The organism is Rhizobium metallidurans (assembly GCF_014196505.1).
Taxonomy (GTDB): Bacteria; Pseudomonadota; Alphaproteobacteria; order Rhizobiales; family Rhizobiaceae; genus Rhizobium; species Rhizobium metallidurans.
This window is the reverse complement of the sequence record NZ_JACIDW010000004.1, coordinates 123,805-140,927: the sequence shown is the minus strand read 5'-3', so window position 1 is coordinate 140,927 and position 17,123 is coordinate 123,805. Positions and strand designations below refer to the sequence as shown.

The window sequence follows — 17,123 nt, the reverse complement described above, 5'->3', positions numbered from 1 at the left end:
CAATCAGTGATGGTTGGATTTCGAATGCCAGTTCCAGGCCGAGCGGATGATCTGGGAGAGATCGTGCTGCGGCACCCAGCCGAGCACTTCGCGTGCCTTGTCGTTGTTGGCGACCAGCGTGTGCGAATCGCCTTCGCGCCGACCGACATACTCGACGGGGAATGGCTTGGCGGACACGTCTTCGATGGCGCCGAGCAGTTCCTTGACCGTCGTGCCGGTGCCGGTGCCGAGATTGAGCGCGACCGATTCACCGCCGCGCAGCAGGTGCTCGACGGCGCGGACATGCGCGTCGGCAAGATCCAGCACGTGGATATAGTCGCGCACGCAGGTTCCGTCGCGGGTTTCGTAGTCGCTGCCGAACACCTTGAAGCCGTCGCGCCGGCCAAGCGCTGCGTCGATCGCGAGCGGGATGGCGTGGGTTTCCGGCTGATGCCACTCGCCGATGCGGCCTTCGAAATCGGCGCCGGCGGCGTTGAAATAGCGCAGCACGACCGAGCGGAAGCCGGTGTACTTGTCATAATCGGCAAGCGCCTGCTCGACGATGTATTTCGTCTGGCCGTAGGGATTGATCGGCACCTGCCGGTGCGTCTCGTCCAGCGGCACGCTTTGCGGCAGGCCATAGGTCGCGCAGGTGGAGGAGAAGACGAAAGCCTTGATGCCGGCTGCCTGGGCCGCCGCCAGCAAGGTCAGCGTGCCGATGACGTTGTTTTCGTAGAAGGCGACCGGATCCTTGACCGACTCGCCGACCTCGATCAGGGCCGCGAAATGCAGGATGGCCGCGGGCTTGTGCTTGGCCAGAACCTCGTCGAGGCGCGCGCGATCCCTGATATCGCCCTCTTCCGCCGGCCCCCATTTGACGAACTCGCGGTGCCCGTTCGAGAAGTTGTCGTAGACGACGGGCTTGAAACCCTTGTTGGCGAGATCGAGGCATGTGTGGGAGCCGATATAGCCTGCACCACCAACGACCAGAACTGTTTCACCTGCCATGCACCACCTTCTGTGATTTGGAATCGGACGGCATCAGAATTAGGCCAACGACATGGCGATAAAAAGAAGGAAGTGGGCTCCCTGGCGCTTTCACCGCATCTTATGGCCAACGCGATTACCGATTTTCAATCGCCGAAATCGAAGACCGATCGAACAAGGACTATTCGCCTGCGATGCATGATCACCACATGAAGACCCGAGAATATTCCCGGAGATCCTGATAGAAACTGTAACTTCGACTGCAGTGATACTGCCTTATTTTAGCTTTCATGCATGGTCTATGCTTTGAATTCCTGTCCAATGTCGTCGTGCTTGGACTAATCGACTTCAAAGATATCCGGAAAATCATCGCGCATGGATGCAGCTATTCGCAAGTTCATCTTTCATGATCTCCAAACGATCGAGGGATATATAGATCCTCCGGATGCGCTGGTGTTTCTTGCGATCCTGCGGCACCAGGCTCTCGCGGGTTTTGAAGGCGCGGTCGCGGAGATCGGCGTCTATTACGGGCGATCCTATTTCCTCTTCCGGCGCATCTGCGGTGACCGGCAGCCAATCGTCGCCATCGATCTTTTCGATATCGACGGTGCAACGAAGGGCGGCGCGCAATATCTGCAGTTCGTCGAGAACGGCCGTCGGCTCGGCCTTCCTGTCTTGGAAGATCTGGTGATCAAAGGCGACAGCACGCTTCTGAAGCCAGCCGACATCTTCGCGAAGGCGGGAGCGGTGCGGTTCTTCAGCATCGATGGCGGGCACATGCTGCATCATGTGATGTCCGACACGCATCTGGCGGCGGATACCTTGACCGATCATGGCATCATCGCCTTCGACGACACATTCAACCCGACATGGCCGGAGGTGACGGTCGGCGTCGCCGACTTCCTGCGCGAGCAGCAGGGCGCGTTCGCGGTCTTCTGCATCACCAAGTACAAGACCTATGTCTGCCGCCGGGCATTTCACGCCGAATATTCGAGCGCGATAGCGGCCTCGCCCGATCTTGCCGCGTTCGAACATGTCGAAACCGAATTTCTTGGGTCAAAGGCGGCGCGGCTGGAAAATCCAATGCGACGGCGGCTCGTGCACCAGCTTCTGGTGCGCAGCGGCATGGGCGTGTTTTCGGAGCGAGCCTATCGATAGCCGGCTTTGCGGCGTTCAGGGCGATAGAAAGAAAAATGCCTCGCCGAAGCGAGGCTAGTCCAAGGCCGCTTCGGGGAAAACGGAAGCGACGCGGCTGTTTTATTGCTACGCTAACTTTGCGCAAGCGCAGTTTGGCGAATTTCGGTACGCCCGGCGAAATCGAATGGGGTGACTATCAGGACCGGCGGCCATCGCTCTTCAAGCCCGAAACCAGCCGGCGGCCGCGACGAAGGGCTGTGAAAGCGGCGCCGACCGCGATCAGCCATAGCGCTGCAAACAGGACTTGGTCGGTGCCGCTCCAGAGCGGCTGGAACACCGATAGAATGGCGGCGGCCGATATCGTTGCCATGCGGTGCTGCTTGGCCATGGGGCCGGAGAAATCGCTTGGCTGCCCTGTGGCCCGGCCGAGTTCGCGCACATAGGCGGTGAGCACGGCAAACGCCGCCGCCGCCCAGCCAAGCCCCGGCGCCCCGATGCCCACCCCTGCCCCGACAAGGATCAGGATGTCGGCGACCCGGTCGGGGAACTCGTTCCAGAACGGCCCATCTGCCGCCCCCTTCCCGCCCTCGACCGCGACCATTCCGTCGAAGAGATTGCAAAGCAGCCGCAGCTGGCAAAAGAACGCGGCCGCGACGAAGAAGGGCGCTTGCGCCCAGCCCGTTTGATATCCCGACAAGAAGAACGCGCCACCCGCGAGCGCGGCCGCGATCATGCTTGCCTGCGAGATCTGGTTTGGCGTGACGGATTTCGACGCCAGCCATTGCGCTGTCGAGCGCGCCCAGTGCGTGTCGCGGCTCGCCAGCGGCCGGCGGTCACCTGTTTCGCTCATGCCCGCTTCCCTTTCCGGTACAGTGAATAATTGTAGATCGCCGCATAGCTGGTCGAGACCGCCAGCGGCAGCGCGATCGTTTTCAAAATTTCCGGGGTGCCGCTCAGCGCGTGGATCGTCGCCAGAATGGCGCTCGATGCCAGGCAGGCAATCAGCGGCGGCGCCCAGAGGGCGTACGTTCCAGCAATCCGGCGCGACAGCTGCTCGACCGCGGTTTTCAGAAACAGCGTCAAAAGGGCGGACAACGTGCCCTGGACGAGGCCGGCGAGCAGAAAGCGGGCGGGTGGGTAGCCCCGGTTCGCGAACATTGCCCAGCCGCCCATCGCGCAGAAGGCGAAGGTCACATGGGTGATGCCGTTGCCCGCGATACGCCGCAGTCGGGTCGTCATGTGACCGACCACCAGTAACGGACGATATGGAAGAAGATCGGTGCGGAAAAGACGACGGAATCGAGCCGGTCGATCAGCCCGCCATGGCCCTCTATCAGGTTGCCCCAATCCTTGACGCCGCGGTCGCGCTTGATCGCCGACATCACCAATCCGCCGAAGAAGCCCATCAGGGTGATGACGAAAGCGAGCAGCCCGGCCTGGAGCGGCGTGAACGGCGTGATCCACCAGAGGCCGGCGCCGATCAGCGTGGCGCTGGCAACGCCGCCGACAAAACCCTCGACGGTCTTGGAGGGCGAAAGCTTCGGGGCGATCTTGGTGCGGCCGAAGAGCTTGCCCCAGACATATTGGAGCACATCGCTCAGTTGCACGATGATGACGAGGAAGGCGATGAGCAGCACATTGCGGCCCTCATAGCCGGCGATCGTGAGCGTCAGCAGCGCGGGAACGTGGGAGGCGCAGAAGACGCAGATCATTAGCGCCCATTGCACCTCCGCGATCCGGTCCAGAAAGCGCTCGGTGTCGCCGCGCAGCACCGAGATGATCGGCATTAGCAGGAAGGCATAGACGGGAATGAAGATCGAGAAGATGCCGTACTGTTTCGTCCAGAGCAGAAAATACTGCAACGGCAGCACGATGAAGAAGGCGGTCGCCAGCGCCCAGTGATCGGCGCGCTTCGTCTGCGTCAGGGTGATGAATTCGCGCAGCGCCGCGAAGGAGCAGAAGGCGAACAGGACAAGGATGCCGACGCGGCCGATCATGAAGGCGATGCCGATCAGTATCGCCATCACCCACCACGCCTTGATGCGTGCGTTGAGGTTCTCGATGGAGGCGTTGCCGCCGTCCGGCGAGAGGCGCCGCTGCAGGACGTAGCCGATCGCGGACGCGACGACGAGCACCGCGAGGATGCCGAGAACGAGCGTGAAGAGGTCGGAGTTCGCCTTATTCATTCGCTACCGCCTGGCTGCTTTGGAGAGAGGGCGAGAAGGGCCGTCCGCGCCCGATCGAGAAAGGCCTGCTTGTCTTCGCCAGGATGCATGCGCATCGGCTCACCGAAGGTGACGGTGCAGATCAGAGGGATCGGAACGATCTCGCCCTTCGGCATGACGCGGTTGAGATTGTTGATCCAGACGGGGATGAGGCGAATATCCGGACGCACTGACGCGAGATGGAAGAGCCCGCTCTTGAACGGCAGGAGCGAAGCATCCGTCAGATTGCGGGTTCCCTCCGGAAAGAGAATGAGCGAGGAGCCGGCATCCAGCGCATTGGCCATCACCTCGATCGGATCGCTGGTCCGCTTGTCGCGCTCGCGCTCGATCAACACCGCGTCGAAGACGTCGCGGCCAATAAAGCGGGTGATCGCGGATTTCAGCCAGTATTCGGCGCCCGCCACGGGGCGCGTCAACCGACGCAGGCGGGGCGGCAGAACGGCCCAAACCAGAATGAAATCGCCATGGCTCGAATGATTGGCGAAATAGACGCAGGTGTCGGCCGTGGGGCCGTCGCCCGACCAAATGGCGCGCACGGCCGTTATGGCGCGCGCAAACAGAACGATGGCCGTCGCCACCGGCCTCGCGATCATCTTCCGTACCAAAGCGATCCCCCGTCCACCTGACACATTCAGGATGTGTAGCCTTGTTTCACGCGGATCAAAAGCCCTCGGCTTTTGCTCGACCTCCGGCGGCCGCGACATCCCGGGACAGGGCACGAGACGGTGGAGCAAAGCGTTAACCATGCTTCGGTAGGAATGGTGTCGAACACAACGGAACGAATCGATGTCGGTAAACACAAGCAAGAGTTTGAAGGCCATGACCACAAGTGAAATCGTCCTTTTCCCTGTGGCCTCGCGCGCTGGCGACATCGACCGCAGCGCCGCCGAACTCGAGCGCCTGCACGGTGCCGATGCCGTTCAATACTGGAAGACCGAGTGCCGGCGCCTGGCGAGCGAACTGGGATCACTCGGCCTGCCAGAGGCGGAAGTTCGCCACCAGGTGATGGTTTTCCAGGCCGAGGTGCAGCAGGCCCTCGTGCAGCGTTCGCAGTCGCGGGCGATTTCGCAAAGCCGCAGCGGCCGCGCGCTGAAGCGGTGAGCGGGCGAGTGTGGGTTTTGTTGTGCGGCGTGGCGATATGGAGCCGAAGCTGCTAGACGCAAGGCCAACCCGCCACGCGAAAAGGAACCGGCGATGATCCAGCCAACGGCTTCGTTCAAGGATAATCTGCAACTGTTGCCGTCAGTCGAAGGCCTTGCTCGCATAGACCTTACCGACCCGGCCGGCGGCGTTGTCGCGACGATCGAAAACCAGCCGGGCAAACAGGGCTCGCTCGCGGTCTATCAATATCTGCAGCAATGTTTCGGCATCCTCGACAAGCAAGCCGCGACCTACGCGCTCGCCCTTTTCGCCGAACACACCGCCGACGCGAAAACCCGCCCCGGCGCCCATCCCAACATCGACCGCTTGCTCGATATCATCGGCGGCGCTGCGCCGTTGGGCATTCAGCTGGTTGTTCGGTGACGAGCGCCATGCAGGCCAACCTGCGAGTTTGACGACGACCTCGATGTCCTGATGAAGCACGGGGAGGCGATGACGTGGGCATTTGGCTCGTCAGCTTCCTGCGCTATGATCTCGGATATGTCGACCTCGAACAGAGGACATTGCGAACAATCGACAACCCGTTCGGCACGAGGTTGTCACCTATGTCTTCGGTGCGGATTGTTACCTATGTGCCCGGGTCGGACAGTGGAAAATATGGCGGAGAGGGTGGGATTCGAACCCACGATACGGTTGCCCGTATGCCGCATTTCGAGTGCGGTGCTTTCGACCACTCAGCCACCTCTCCGCTTCGTTGGTCGGCGCTTGTTCGGCGCGGGCTGTCTCATAGCGAGAGTTTGGCGGGCTGGCAAGTCGTAATCTCAAGCCATTTCATCCTTTTGTCATCCTTTTACCTTGACAGTTTTTTTATGCTCGCGTATCTGCGCAACCCAATAGGTGTGGATAAATCCGCGCCTTGTCCGTCCCGCGGCCGCGCGGGGCATCACCGGCAGCCAGAATTCCCGGGCAAAAGCCCTGAAATCCCTGCTTAACATCGACTGATAAAAAGACGGCCACCTGTTTGATGCGGGTCGAGCCGGAACGAACATGAAAGGATAAAAAATGTTCGCAGTCATCAAGACCGGCGGTAAGCAGTACCGTGTGGCGGCAAACGACGTGCTGACCATCGAGAAGCTTGAAGTCACCGCTGGCGAATCGATCGAATTCACCGAAGTCCTCGTAATCGGCGAAGGCGCCGATGCCGCGATCGGTGCTCCCTTCGTCAAGGGCGCGTCCGTCAAGGCCGAAGTCGTCGAGCACAACCGCGGCAAGAAGGTCATCGCCTTCAAGAAGCGCCGTCGTCAGAACTCGAAGCGCTCGCGCGGCCATCGCCAGCACCACACCGTTGTCCGTATCACGGACATCGTGGCTGCTAAGTAAGATCACGGGACTTAAGGTTTAAAGGAGAACTCCAATGGCACACAAAAAAGCTGGCGGTTCGTCGCGTAACGGTCGCGATTCTGAATCCAAGCGCCTTGGCGTGAAGAAGTTCGGCGGCGAAGCCGTCATCGCAGGCAACATTATCGTGCGTCAGCGCGGTACGCAGTGGCACCCGGGTTCCAACGTCGGCCTCGGCAAGGATCACACGATCTTTGCTCTCACCGCCGGCAATGTGAACTACCGTACGAAGGCCAACGGCCGCGTATACGTATCCGTGATGCCGAAAGCGGAAGCAGCGGAATAAGCCGGTAGCGCTTTATAGCAGCCGGTGTCTCATCGACCCGGCTGAGCGTACCAGGTTCAGTCAAGACAAAAGGGGAGATGGGGCACCACCCATCTCCCCTTTTTCTTTACCCTCAAGGAGGACTGAACCATGCAAGGCGAATTGTTACGGAGAGACCAAAGGTCTCCCCGGGAAGACCAGCGGTCTTCCTTGGAACGGCTGCGGCCGGAGCGGTTAAGGACCGATTGCCCTGTCTTACTGTCGGAACGGCTCGTCATGCGCGCGCCCCACGAAGAAGACATCGACGCCCTTGCCCATCTCGCCAACAACGCCAAAGTCGCCACAATGGTGTCGCGCATGCCGCACCCGTATACGGCCAATGATGCCGCCGACTTCGTGCGACGCACGAAAAATGGCGAGATTGGCAAGTGCGTCTATGCGATCACCAAAGCCGAAAACGGCGCCTTCATCGGTTGCTGCGGTGTCGAGCCGCATCTCGACGGTCGTACCGTCGAGATCGGCTATTGGCTGGGCGAGCCCTACTGGAACCAGGGATTCACGACCGAGGCCTGCCATGCGCTCGTCGACATGGTGTTCCGCACCCGCGAGGATGTCGATCAGATCGACGCGCGTTGCCGGGTGATGAACGTCGCCTCGCGGCGGGTCATCCAGAAGTGCGGTTTCCAGTTCCAGGGATCGGGGCTTGCCGCCTCGCTGGCGCTCGGAAGCAACGTGCCGGTCGAATGGTACAGGCTCGACCGCAAGACCTGGATGTCGCTGAGAAGCTGGGGGAGCGTGTTATGAGCGCGCTCAGCCTGGAAAGGCCAAGACCCCAGGTCGCCACCGCCGGCTCGCAGCCCGACATCGCGACCGAGCGACTTTTCCTGCGGGCGCACCGGCTAAGCGATGCCGACGCGATCGCGGAATCGCTGTCCGATTTCGCGGTGACGCGGATGCTGGCGCGAGTGCCCGCACCCTACGACCGGCAGGATGCGCTCGACTGGCTGGTGCCGGTGACGGCGGGCCGGCTGCCGGACTGGCAGATGGCGATCACCAGCGGCGACGATGCGCATGTCGGCGTGGTGTCGATCGAGCTTCGTCATGGCCGCTGGCATCTCGGCTACTGGCTGAACCGCTACTACTGGCGGCGTGGCTACATGAGCGAAGCGGTTTCCGCCACGCTCGAGCGCTTCTCGCGCCGCATGCCCGAGACGGTCGTGCATTCCGGTGTGTTCGCCGACAATCCGGCGTCGCTCAGGCTGCAAGAAAAGCTCGGCTTCCGCATGACCGGTTGCAGCGAGGTCTTCAGCTTCGCCCGCAACACGATGGTGACGCATGTCGAGACCATGCTGAAGCCCGGCGCGTTGCAGCAAGGCAAGAGCGCCCAATGATGAAAAATGGAGGGCGCCCCACCTCATCGGGGCGCCTTCTTCAATTGTCGATCTCGACCCAGACGGGGAAGTGATCGGACCCCATGGCCGAGGTGTCGATCCGTGCGGATCTTAGCCGGCTTTCGAGGCCAGAAGCGACGAAGACGTAATCGAGATGCATGCGCTTGCCATGATTTGCGGGATCCATCCAGCTGTAGCCGTCGGGCTGATAGGCGCTAAGCGCCTCGAAGGCGTCGACAGGGGTGCCGATGCGCGCCGTGCGGCCGTAATATCCGTCCTTTCGGCCGGCGAAAGCGCAGTATTCGGGCGATTCCGGCAGCATGTTGAAGTCGCCCATGACGATGTAGTCTTCGGGCAGCGGCGGTTCCTCGATCTCGAACTCACGCGCGCCGGTCAGCGATCCGCCCTCATGAGGGAAGGCGTTGATGCGCTCGTTCAGATAAAGCAGCTGACGGATGCGCTCGTCGCTGGAGACGTGATCGAGATGGACGGAGTAGACGCGCACGGCGCTGCCCGGAAGGTCGATGACGGCCTCGGTGGCGCTGCGTTGCAGGTTGAGCTTGGAGAGCGTTCGGCTGCGCGGCAGAAGCAGCGTGCGGGTCGACAGGATCGGCCAGCGCGAGAGGACCATATTGCCGAACTGCATGCGCATGTCGCGCGGTGCCGGATGGCCGTCGACCTCCGCGACATGCAGATCGCAGCCCGGTCCGTAGACCCAGAAATGGTCGGGGAAGAGAGCGCCGAGATCAGTCACCATGTCGGCATATCGGTTTCGCGCGAAGCCGCGGGTGACTTCCTGGAGCGCGATGACATCGGCGCCGGCAAGACTGTCGGCGATTCGCTTCAAGTCGTACGTGCCGTCGAGACCGAAGCCGTACTGTATGTTATAGCTCGCAAACCTAACGATAATCTTTGACCTCCGGCTGAACGGCCTATATCGATCAGGCCGAGACGGGCGTCCAACTGACACCGAATGATGGAAGTAAAATGAAATTTCTCGACGAAGCAAAGGTCTATATCAAATCCGGCAGCGGCGGCGCGGGTGCCGTGTCGTTCCGGCGCGAGAAGTTCATCGAGTTCGGCGGGCCTGACGGCGGTGACGGCGGACGCGGTGGTGACGTGTGGGTGGAGACCGTCAACGGTCTCAACACGCTGATCGATTTCCGCTTCCAACAGCACTTCAAGGCGACGATCGGCACGCACGGCATGGGCCGCAACCGCACCGGTGCCAATGGCGAGCACGTGACGCTGAAGGTGCCCGTGGGCACCCAGATCTTCGAGGAAGACCAGGAAACGCTGATCTGCGACCTGACGGAAGAGGGACAGCGCTACTGCCTCGCCCGCGGCGGCAATGGCGGTTTCGGCAACGCGCACTTCAAGACCTCGGTCAATCAGGCGCCGGATTGGGCCAATCCTGGCCTCGAGGGCGAGGAAAAGACGATCTGGCTGCGGCTGAAGCTGATCGCCGATGCTGGTCTGGTCGGGTTGCCGAATGCCGGCAAGTCGACGTTTCTCGCGGCGGTTACCCGTGCACGCCCCAAGATCGCCAATTATCCTTTCACGACCCTGCATCCCAATCTTGGCGTTGCGACGATCGACGAGCGCGAATTCATTCTCGCCGACATTCCCGGCCTGATCGAAGGCGCGCATGAGGGCGTCGGCATCGGCGACCGGTTCCTCGGCCATGTCGAGCGCACGCGCGTTCTGCTGCATCTCGTGTCCGCGCAGGAAGAGAATGTCGGCAAGGCCTACAAGACGGTCAAGCACGAGCTCAGGGCCTATAGCGACGAGATCGGCGACAAGCCGGAGATCGTGGCGCTGTCGCAGATCGACATTCTCGACAAGGCAACGCTGACGAAGAAGACCAAGGAGCTGGCCAAGGCCTGTGGAAGCACGCCCTACCAGATCTCGGCGGCAACAGGCATGGGCATGACCGAGGTGTTGCGTGCGCTGCGCGATATCATCGTCGAGGCCAATGCCGAAGCGAACATTCTTGAAAAGCCGGCCAAAGCGCTGAAGGTGCGTCATCGCGATATCATCGCCGACGAGGACGAGGCCAATGACTAGGCACAAGGCGCTGGGTAGCTACCGGCGCATCGTTATCAAGATCGGCTCCGCGCTGCTCGTCGATCGCAAAACCGGCCTGAAGAAGAGCTGGCTGGATGCGATGTGCGCCGATATCGCGACGTTGAAAAACAAGGGCGTCGATGTGCTCGTCGTGTCCTCGGGCGCGATCGCGCTCGGGCGCTCGGTTCTCGATCTGCCCTCGGGCGCGTTGAAGCTCGAGGAAAGCCAGGCGGCGGCGGCCGTCGGACAGATCGCCCTTGCGCGCGACTGGTCCGAGAGCCTGTCGCGCGACAGAATAGTCGCCGGGCAGATCCTGCTGACGCTCGGCGATACGGAAGAGCGCCGCCGCTATCTCAATGCCCGCGCGACGCTCAACCAGCTGCTGAAGATCGGCGCCGTTCCCATCATCAACGAGAACGACACGGTGGCCACCAGCGAAATCCGCTATGGCGACAATGACCGCCTTGCGGCGCGCGTCGCGACGATGGCGGGCGCGGATCTTTTGATCCTGCTCTCCGATATCGACGGCCTCTACACGGCTCCGCCGCATCTCGATCCGGATGCGCGGTTTCTGGAGACGATCGCCGAGATCACCCCCGACATCGAGGCGATGGCCGGCGGTGCTGCTTCCGAGCTGTCGCGCGGCGGCATGCGCACCAAGATCGACGCCGGCAAGATCGCGACGACCTCGGGCTGCGCGATGATCATCGCGTCGGGCAAGACCGACAGCCCGCTGTCGGCGATCGAGAACGGCGCGCGATCCTCGTGGTTCGCGCCTTCCGGAACGCCCGTGACTGCACGCAAGACCTGGATCGCCGGCCAGCTGCAGCCGGCCGGAGAGCTTCATGTCGACGACGGCGCGGTGACGGCGCTGGGCGGCGGCAAGAGCCTGTTGCCCGCAGGTGTACGCAAGGTCGTCGGCCTGTTCAGCCGTGGCGATACGGTGGCGATCATCGGCCCGAATGGCCGGGAAATCGCCCGTGGATTGGCCGGCTACGATGCCGAGGAAGCGCGCCAGATCACCGGCCGCAAGTCGAGCGAGATCGAGGCCATTCTCGGCTATGCCGGGCGCGCGGCGATGATCCACCGCGACGACATGGTCATGACCTCGCAGATCAATTCGAAATCGGAAAGGCAGAAGAAGGACGCCGCCCATGCTTGATACAGTCGTGCAAAGCCCTGACATTGACGCGCTGATGAATGACATCGGCCGCAAGGCCAAGGCTGCCGCGCGACCGTTGGCCTTCGCCTCGACCGACGCCAAGAACGCCGCCTTGCATGCCATGGCCAATGCGATCCTGGCGGACAAGGAGCGTATCCTCGCTGAAAACGCGCGGGATCTCGAGGATGCGGCGGGCTCCGACATGCTGCCCTCCTTCATCGACCGGCTGACGCTCACCGACAAGCGCGTCGCGGAGATGGCCGATGGCATTCGGGCGATCGCAGCTCTGAAGGACCCCGTCGGCGAGGTGGTCAGCGCCTGGGATCGTCCGAACGGCCTGAAGATCGAGCGCGTGCGCACGCCGCTCGGCGTGATCGGCGTGATCTTCGAGAGCCGCCCGAATGTGACCGCTGATGCCGGCGCGCTCTGCGTCAAGGCCGGCAATGCCGTCATCCTGCGCTGCGGCTCGGATTCGCGCCGTTCATCGCAGGCTATCTATGAATGCATGGTGCGCGGCCTGAAGGCGGCCGGGCTCCCGGAGCACGCTATCCAGCTCGTTCCGACCACCGATCGCGCGGCCGTCGGCGCCATGTTGCGCGGACTGGATGGAGCGATCGACGTTATCATTCCGCGCGGCGGCAAGAGCCTTGTCGCACGGGTGCAGAACGAAGCCCGGGTGCCCGTCTTCGCGCATCTGGAAGGGCTCTGCCATATTTATGTCGATGCATCCGCCGATCTCGACATGGCCAGGGAGATCGTCGTCAACGCCAAGATGCGCCGGACGGGGATTTGCGGCGCGGTCGAGACCATTCTTGTCGACAGCGCAGCGAGCGACACGCATCTCGTTCCGCTGCTCGAGGTTCTCTCGGGTGCCGGCTGCGAAGTTCGCGGCTCCTCGAGCGTCGTGAAAGCGGCGCCGGGAACGAAGGCGGCGACCGAGGAAGACTGGTCGACGGAATATCTCGACGCTATCGTTTCAGTGGCCGTCGTCGATGGCATCGATGGTGCGATCAAGCATATCCAGACCTATTCGTCGAACCACACCGAAGCCGTGATCGCCGAAGACGCAGCGGTGGTCGAACGCTTCTTCACCGAGGTCGATTCCGCCATCCTTCTCCACAATGCCTCCACGCAGTTTGCCGATGGTGGCGAGTTCGGCATGGGCGCGGAGATCGGCATCGCGACCGGCAAGATGCATGCGCGAGGCCCCGTCGGCGTCGAGCAGCTGACCTCGTTCAAATACCGCGTGCATGGCACCGGCCAAGTCCGGACCTGATGTGATCAACGAGGACTTGGACCGACGCTATCTTCGCGTGCCGCATGCTGAGCGGGGCATGGTGGTCGGTCTGTTTGGCGGCTCCTTCAACCCGCCGCACCAGGGCCACGGGCTTGTGGCGGAGATCGCCATCAAGCGGCTTGGGCTCGATCAGCTGTGGTGGATGGTCACCCCCGGCAATCCTCTCAAGGACCCAAGCCAGCTGCTGCCCTTGGCGGAGCGGGTGCGGCTCAGCGAGAAGCTGGCCAAGCATCCCGGTATCAAGGTCACCGCGTTCGAGAAGAAATTCGGCACCACCTTCACCGCGGAAACGCTCGCACGGATCAAGGCCGGCAATCCGCATGTGCATTTCATCTGGATCATGGGTGCCGATAGCCTGAAGACGTTTCACCGGTGGCAGCGGTGGCAGGATATCGCCCGCATGTTCCCGATCGCCGTCATCGACAGGCCGGGTGCGACGCTCTCGTTCCTGTCGTCGAAGATGGCAAAGACCTTCGATTTCGCCCGTGTCGACGAGGACGATTCGAGAGCGCTCTGGAAGAAGCCGGCACCGGCCTGGACATTCATCCACGGGCCAAGATCGCGGCTCAGTTCGACGGCGATCCGCGCGCAGAACGGCGCCTAATTCAATCCATTTCACCAGGCTGGAAAATGAAAAGCCCGACGGGGGAGGATCCGTCGGGCTTAAAACTTGATCGGCAACTGGGAGGAGGAGTGTTGCCGATCGCTTATCGAACAGCTTTGGGAGGAGGAGATCGCTGTCCGATGGGTAACTTATATGATGAGTATTCCAGGAAGGGAAGCGAAATTGGTGCATCGCAGCAATGCGTTTTCGGCATGTGTTTAAGTGTCGCAGTGGCGCGGCTGCTTATTTTCTTAGCAATCTCCGTCGCTTACGCGCTGAAAGCCGATGTTTTTCAATTGGCTCGCGGCGCAAATGCGGGCTCGTCCCACCAGAGATGGGTCTGATGCGATCGTTGCGTTGTGTTCGTTGAAACATAGCGCTGGCCAACCATCATATTCCGTTATATCTCTCCGGATATCTCGTTATATTGGGGAAACCGAAATGCATAATCGTCGTCATTGGATGAAACTTGCCGCGGTCGCGGTCTCCGCGCTCTGGCTCGGCGCCACGGCCGGCTTCGCCGCGGACAAGATCACCGTTTTCGCCGCCGCCAGCATGAAGAATGCGCTCGATGCGGCCAATGCCGAATGGGCCAAGGAAAGCGGCAAGGAAGCCGTCGTCTCCTATGCGGCGAGTTCGGCGCTTGCAAAGCAGATCGAAGGCGGCGCGCCGGCGGATGTGTTCATCTCGGCCGACCTCGACTGGATGGATTATCTCGCCAAGAAGAATTTGATCAAGGAAGACACGCGCTCCAACCTGCTCGGCAACAGCATCGTGCTCGTCGCCGCCAAGGACAAGGTCAAGCCGGTCGATATCAAGCAGGGCTTCGATCTCGCCGGCCTCATCGGCGACGGCAAGCTGGCGATGGGCGAAGTGAAGTCCGTGCCGGCAGGCAAGTACGGCAAGGCGGCGCTTGAAAAGCTCGGCGTCTGGGCCTCGGTCGAAGGCAAGGTCGCCGGCGCTGAAAGCGTGCGCGCGGCGCTGGCGCTGGTCTCGCGCGGCGAGGCTCCGTTCGGTATCGTCTACAAGACCGATGTCAATGCCGATCCTGGCGTTGCCGTCGCCGGCACCTTCCCTGCTGACTCGCACCCGCCGATCACCTATCCGATCGCGATCCTGTCCGAGAGCAAGAACGCCGATACAGCGGCCTATCTCGAATTCCTGAAGTCGGAAAAGGCGGCGCGCTTTTTCACCGAACAGGGTTTCACCATCCTGAAGTAATTGCGGTTTTATACGCAACTGCCTAGCGTGAAGGCCCACCACGGTGGGCCTTCGTTTTTTGGGGAGCATGGCATTTGGAAGCACTTGGTCTGAGCAGCGACGAATGGACGGCGATCTTGCTCAGTCTGCGCGTGTCTGTTGTCGCGACGCTCGCCAGCCTTCCCTTTGGCATCGCTATCGCTCTCATCCTGGCGCGCGGCCGCTTCTGGGGCAAATCCGTCCTCAACGGCATCGTGCACATGCCGCTCATATTGCCGCCCGTCGTCACCGGTTTCATCCTTCTCGTGCTGTTTGGCCGGCGCGGGGTGATCGGCGGCTTTCTCGATCAGTATTTTGGCATCGTCTTCTCCTTCCGCTGGACGGGAGCGGCACTTGCCTGCGCGGTGATGGCCTTTCCGCTGATGGTGCGCAGCATCCGCCTCTCCATCGAGGCGATCGACCGCAAACTGGAGGAGGCCGCAGGCACGCTGGGCGCAAGCCCGATCTGGGTGTTCCTGACCGTGACGCTTCCCTTGATCTTGCCCGGCATCATCGCCGGCATGATCCTGGCCTTCGCCAAGGCCATGGGCGAGTTCGGCGCGACGATCACTTTCGTGTCCAATATCCCGGGCGAGACGCAGACGCTGTCGGCCGCGATCTATTCCTTCACGCAAGTGCCGGGCGGGGATGCGGGCGCGTTGCGGCTGACCCTTGTGGCTGTGGTCATTTCCATGGCGGCGTTGCTCGCATCCGAGTTCCTGTCACGCATCATCGGACGGAGGATCGATCCGCAATGACGCTCGTGGTTCAGGCAAAGCACAGGTTTGACGAGTTCTCTCTCGATGCGGGGTTCACGTCGGAACGCGGGATCACCGCATTGTTCGGCCGTTCGGGTTCGGGAAAGACCTCGATGATCCGGATGATCGCCGGGCTGACACGGCCCGATGAGGGCAAGATCAGCCTCGACGGCGAAACACTGACGGATACCGCCAAGCGCGTTTTCGTGGCCAAGCACCGCCGACGGTTCGGCTATGTGTTTCAGGAGGCGCGGCTGTTTCCGCATCTGACCGTTCGCCAGAACCTGACCTATGGCCGCTGGTTCGCGCCCAAGGGGGCGCCGCGGGAGAGCCTCGAGCGGATCGTCGGCCTGCTCGATATCGAGAAGCTGCTCGGGCGCGGCCCGCAGCACCTGTCCGGCGGCGAGAAGCAGCGGGTGGCGATCGGCCGCGCGCTCCTGTCGTCACCGCGCCTGCTGCTCATGGACGAGCCGCTCGCGGCGCTCGACGAAGCGCGCAAGGCCGAGGTGATGCCGTTCCTCGAGCGTCTGCGCGACGAGATGGATATTCCGATCGTCTATGTCAGCCACTCCGTGGCCGAGGTGGCGCGGCTTGCCGATCAGGTCGTCGTCATGCAGGACGGCCGGGTGAAGGCTGTGGGAGCGGCGACCGAGGTACTCAGCCTGCCCGCCGCATCCTTGGACCGGCGCGAGGCTGGCGCCGTGTTGCAGGGGTGGGTCGAGGCCGTCGATAACAGGCACCGCCTGGCGACCGTCGCCATGGCGGCGGTGCGGCTACGTGTGCCCGATGCCGGTCTTGCGCCGGGCAAAATGGTTCGGGTTCGTATTCCCTCGCGCGACGTGATGCTTGCCACGGAAAGGCCGCGAGGCCTGAGCGCGCTCAACGTGCTTGATGGTACCGTCCTGGCGGTGACCTCTTCAGGCGATGCGACCGTCGACGTCACAATCGATTGCGGCGGTGATGCGATCCTGTCCCGGATCACCAGCTTTTCAGCAGAGCGCATGGCGTTGCAGGCCGGGATGCCGGTCTTCGCCATCATCAAGACGGTTGCGCTGGAGCCTTAACCCTTAACCGGTCGGTTCGGTGCCGTCGATCACGCGGTTGCTCTCCAGCCAGGCAAGATCGTCGGCCAGCGTTGTCAGGATCGTCCGTTCCATCTGCCGAAAGCGTGCCAACAGCTCCTCGCCGAAAGCCGTCAGCGCCGCGCCGCCGCCCTTCTGGCCGCCGCGTTGCGATTCCACGACCGGATGCTTGAACATCCTGTTCATTTCGCTGACCAGCAGCCAGGCGCGGCGGTAGGACATGTCCATCGCGCGGCCGCCGGCGGAGATCGAGCCGGTTTCCCTGATGTGCTCCAGCAGTTCCATCTTGCCGCGCCCCAGGCGGTCCTCATGCGGAAAACTGATGCGGAGTACCGGGACAAGCGTGTTTTCGGAGCTGTTCTTCATGTCGATCTTCGCATCTGGGACGAAGCATCACTTTACGCAGGGCGGTCACAACTGTACACAGCCCG

General features: G+C 62.1%; 22 protein-coding genes and 1 tRNA gene. 15 read left to right on the top strand and 8 right to left on the bottom strand.

Annotated features, from left to right (window positions below):
• Positions 1–3 precede the first annotated feature (3 nt).
• The gene (gene galE, locus GGQ67_RS10100; RefSeq protein ID WP_018901079.1) at positions 4–987 is read right to left on the bottom strand and encodes a UDP-glucose 4-epimerase GalE; all 984 of its coding nucleotides are present in this window, start codon (positions 985–987) and stop codon (positions 4–6) included.
• A 354-nt stretch (positions 988–1,341) separates the two neighbouring features.
• On the opposite strand from galE, the gene GGQ67_RS10095 reads away from it, so the two are divergent.
• On the top strand, positions 1,342–2,124 hold the full coding sequence (locus GGQ67_RS10095) for a class I SAM-dependent methyltransferase (protein ID WP_183900019.1): 783 nt from the start codon (positions 1,342–1,344) through the stop codon (positions 2,122–2,124).
• 175 nt (positions 2,125–2,299) lie between these two features.
• On the opposite strand, the gene GGQ67_RS10090 is transcribed toward GGQ67_RS10095, so the two are convergent.
• Genes GGQ67_RS10090 through GGQ67_RS10075 form a run of 4 tightly spaced genes read right to left on the bottom strand, consistent with a single transcriptional unit; the run spans position 2,300 to position 4,921 of the window.
• Positions 2,300–2,953: a CDP-alcohol phosphatidyltransferase family protein gene (locus GGQ67_RS10090; RefSeq protein WP_183900018.1), complete on the bottom strand. Its 654-nt coding sequence runs from the start codon at positions 2,951–2,953 to the stop codon at positions 2,300–2,302.
• A complete protein-coding gene (locus tag GGQ67_RS10085; protein ID WP_183900017.1) occupies positions 2,950–3,342 on the bottom strand; it encodes a hypothetical protein in 393 nt (130 codons plus the stop codon). The genes GGQ67_RS10090 and GGQ67_RS10085 overlap by 4 nt, the downstream gene beginning before the upstream one ends.
• Positions 3,339–4,289, bottom strand: a complete 951-nt coding sequence (locus GGQ67_RS10080) for a phosphatidate cytidylyltransferase (RefSeq protein WP_183900016.1) — start codon at positions 4,287–4,289, stop codon at positions 3,339–3,341. Before GGQ67_RS10080 ends, GGQ67_RS10085 begins: the two co-directional genes overlap by 4 nt.
• Positions 4,286–4,921: a lysophospholipid acyltransferase family protein gene (locus tag GGQ67_RS10075; protein ID WP_183900132.1), complete on the bottom strand. Its 636-nt coding sequence runs from the start codon at positions 4,919–4,921 to the stop codon at positions 4,286–4,288. Before GGQ67_RS10075 ends, GGQ67_RS10080 begins: the two co-directional genes overlap by 4 nt.
• A gap of 193 nt (positions 4,922–5,114) precedes the next feature.
• Between GGQ67_RS10075 and GGQ67_RS10070 the strand changes: the two genes are divergently transcribed.
• Entirely contained in the window at positions 5,115–5,429 is a 315-nt protein-coding gene (locus GGQ67_RS10070) for a DUF6074 family protein (protein ID WP_183900015.1), read from the top strand.
• Positions 5,430–5,522: 93 nt separating this feature from the next.
• Positions 5,523–5,852 carry a DUF2322 family protein gene (locus GGQ67_RS10065; RefSeq protein ID WP_183900014.1) on the top strand — a complete coding sequence of 110 codons (330 nt, stop codon included), beginning with the start codon at positions 5,523–5,525 and terminating at the stop codon, positions 5,850–5,852.
• Between the two features lie 235 nt (positions 5,853–6,087).
• Here GGQ67_RS10065 and GGQ67_RS10060 read toward each other — a convergent pair.
• Positions 6,088–6,177, bottom strand: a tRNA-Ser gene (locus GGQ67_RS10060).
• 314 nt (positions 6,178–6,491) lie between these two features.
• On the opposite strand from GGQ67_RS10060, the gene rplU reads away from it, so the two are divergent.
• The 4 genes from rplU (at position 6,492) to GGQ67_RS10040 (ending at position 8,483) form a co-directional block, all read left to right on the top strand.
• Positions 6,492–6,809, top strand: coding sequence for a 50S ribosomal protein L21 (gene rplU / locus GGQ67_RS10055; protein ID WP_018901071.1), 318 nt, complete (start codon positions 6,492–6,494; stop codon positions 6,807–6,809).
• Between the two features lie 34 nt (positions 6,810–6,843).
• Positions 6,844–7,113: a 50S ribosomal protein L27 gene (gene rpmA, locus GGQ67_RS10050; RefSeq protein WP_004127267.1), complete on the top strand. Its 270-nt coding sequence runs from the start codon at positions 6,844–6,846 to the stop codon at positions 7,111–7,113.
• A 129-nt stretch (positions 7,114–7,242) separates the two neighbouring features.
• Positions 7,243–7,896: a GNAT family N-acetyltransferase gene (locus tag GGQ67_RS10045; protein WP_183900013.1), complete on the top strand. Its 654-nt coding sequence runs from the start codon at positions 7,243–7,245 to the stop codon at positions 7,894–7,896.
• Positions 7,893–8,483, top strand: a complete 591-nt coding sequence (locus tag GGQ67_RS10040; protein WP_183900012.1) for a GNAT family N-acetyltransferase — start codon at positions 7,893–7,895, stop codon at positions 8,481–8,483. Before GGQ67_RS10045 ends, GGQ67_RS10040 begins: the two co-directional genes overlap by 4 nt.
• A gap of 40 nt (positions 8,484–8,523) precedes the next feature.
• On the opposite strand, the gene GGQ67_RS10035 is transcribed toward GGQ67_RS10040, so the two are convergent.
• Positions 8,524–9,390 (bottom strand): endonuclease/exonuclease/phosphatase family protein, encoded by an 867-nt coding sequence (locus tag GGQ67_RS10035; RefSeq protein ID WP_183900131.1) that lies wholly within the window; start codon positions 9,388–9,390, stop codon positions 8,524–8,526.
• An 80-nt stretch (positions 9,391–9,470) separates the two neighbouring features.
• On the opposite strand from GGQ67_RS10035, the gene obgE reads away from it, so the two are divergent.
• The 8 genes from obgE to modC all read left to right on the top strand — a co-directional run bounded on the left by obgE (position 9,471) and on the right by modC (position 16,674).
• Positions 9,471–10,550 (top strand): GTPase ObgE, encoded by a 1,080-nt coding sequence (obgE, locus tag GGQ67_RS10030; protein ID WP_112429555.1) that lies wholly within the window; start codon positions 9,471–9,473, stop codon positions 10,548–10,550.
• Positions 10,543–11,712 carry a glutamate 5-kinase gene (gene proB, locus GGQ67_RS10025; protein WP_183900011.1) on the top strand — a complete coding sequence of 390 codons (1,170 nt, stop codon included), beginning with the start codon at positions 10,543–10,545 and terminating at the stop codon, positions 11,710–11,712. Before obgE ends, proB begins: the two co-directional genes overlap by 8 nt.
• Positions 11,705–12,988 carry a glutamate-5-semialdehyde dehydrogenase gene (locus GGQ67_RS10020; RefSeq protein WP_183900010.1) on the top strand — a complete coding sequence of 428 codons (1,284 nt, stop codon included), beginning with the start codon at positions 11,705–11,707 and terminating at the stop codon, positions 12,986–12,988. Before proB ends, GGQ67_RS10020 begins: the two co-directional genes overlap by 8 nt.
• Entirely contained in the window at positions 12,963–13,613 is a 651-nt protein-coding gene (locus GGQ67_RS10015) for a nicotinate-nucleotide adenylyltransferase (protein ID WP_183900009.1), read from the top strand. The genes GGQ67_RS10020 and GGQ67_RS10015 overlap by 26 nt, the downstream gene beginning before the upstream one ends.
• Before the next feature lie 26 nt (positions 13,614–13,639).
• Entirely contained in the window at positions 13,640–13,957 is a 318-nt protein-coding gene (locus GGQ67_RS10010) for a hypothetical protein (protein ID WP_183900008.1), read from the top strand.
• A 97-nt stretch (positions 13,958–14,054) separates the two neighbouring features.
• Positions 14,055–14,834, top strand: coding sequence for a molybdate ABC transporter substrate-binding protein (gene modA, locus GGQ67_RS10005; RefSeq protein WP_183900007.1), 780 nt, complete (start codon positions 14,055–14,057; stop codon positions 14,832–14,834).
• Positions 14,835–14,908: 74 nt separating this feature from the next.
• Positions 14,909–15,610, top strand: coding sequence for a molybdate ABC transporter permease subunit (modB, locus tag GGQ67_RS10000; protein ID WP_183900006.1), 702 nt, complete (start codon positions 14,909–14,911; stop codon positions 15,608–15,610).
• Positions 15,607–16,674, top strand: a complete 1,068-nt coding sequence (gene modC / locus GGQ67_RS09995) for a molybdenum ABC transporter ATP-binding protein (protein WP_183900005.1) — start codon at positions 15,607–15,609, stop codon at positions 16,672–16,674. Before modB ends, modC begins: the two co-directional genes overlap by 4 nt.
• 3 nt (positions 16,675–16,677) lie before the next feature.
• Here the strand turns inward: modC and GGQ67_RS09990 are convergent, their stop codons facing one another.
• A complete protein-coding gene (locus GGQ67_RS09990) occupies positions 16,678–17,058 on the bottom strand; it encodes a winged helix-turn-helix domain-containing protein (protein ID WP_183900004.1) in 381 nt (126 codons plus the stop codon).
• Positions 17,059–17,123: the final 65 nt, after the last annotated feature.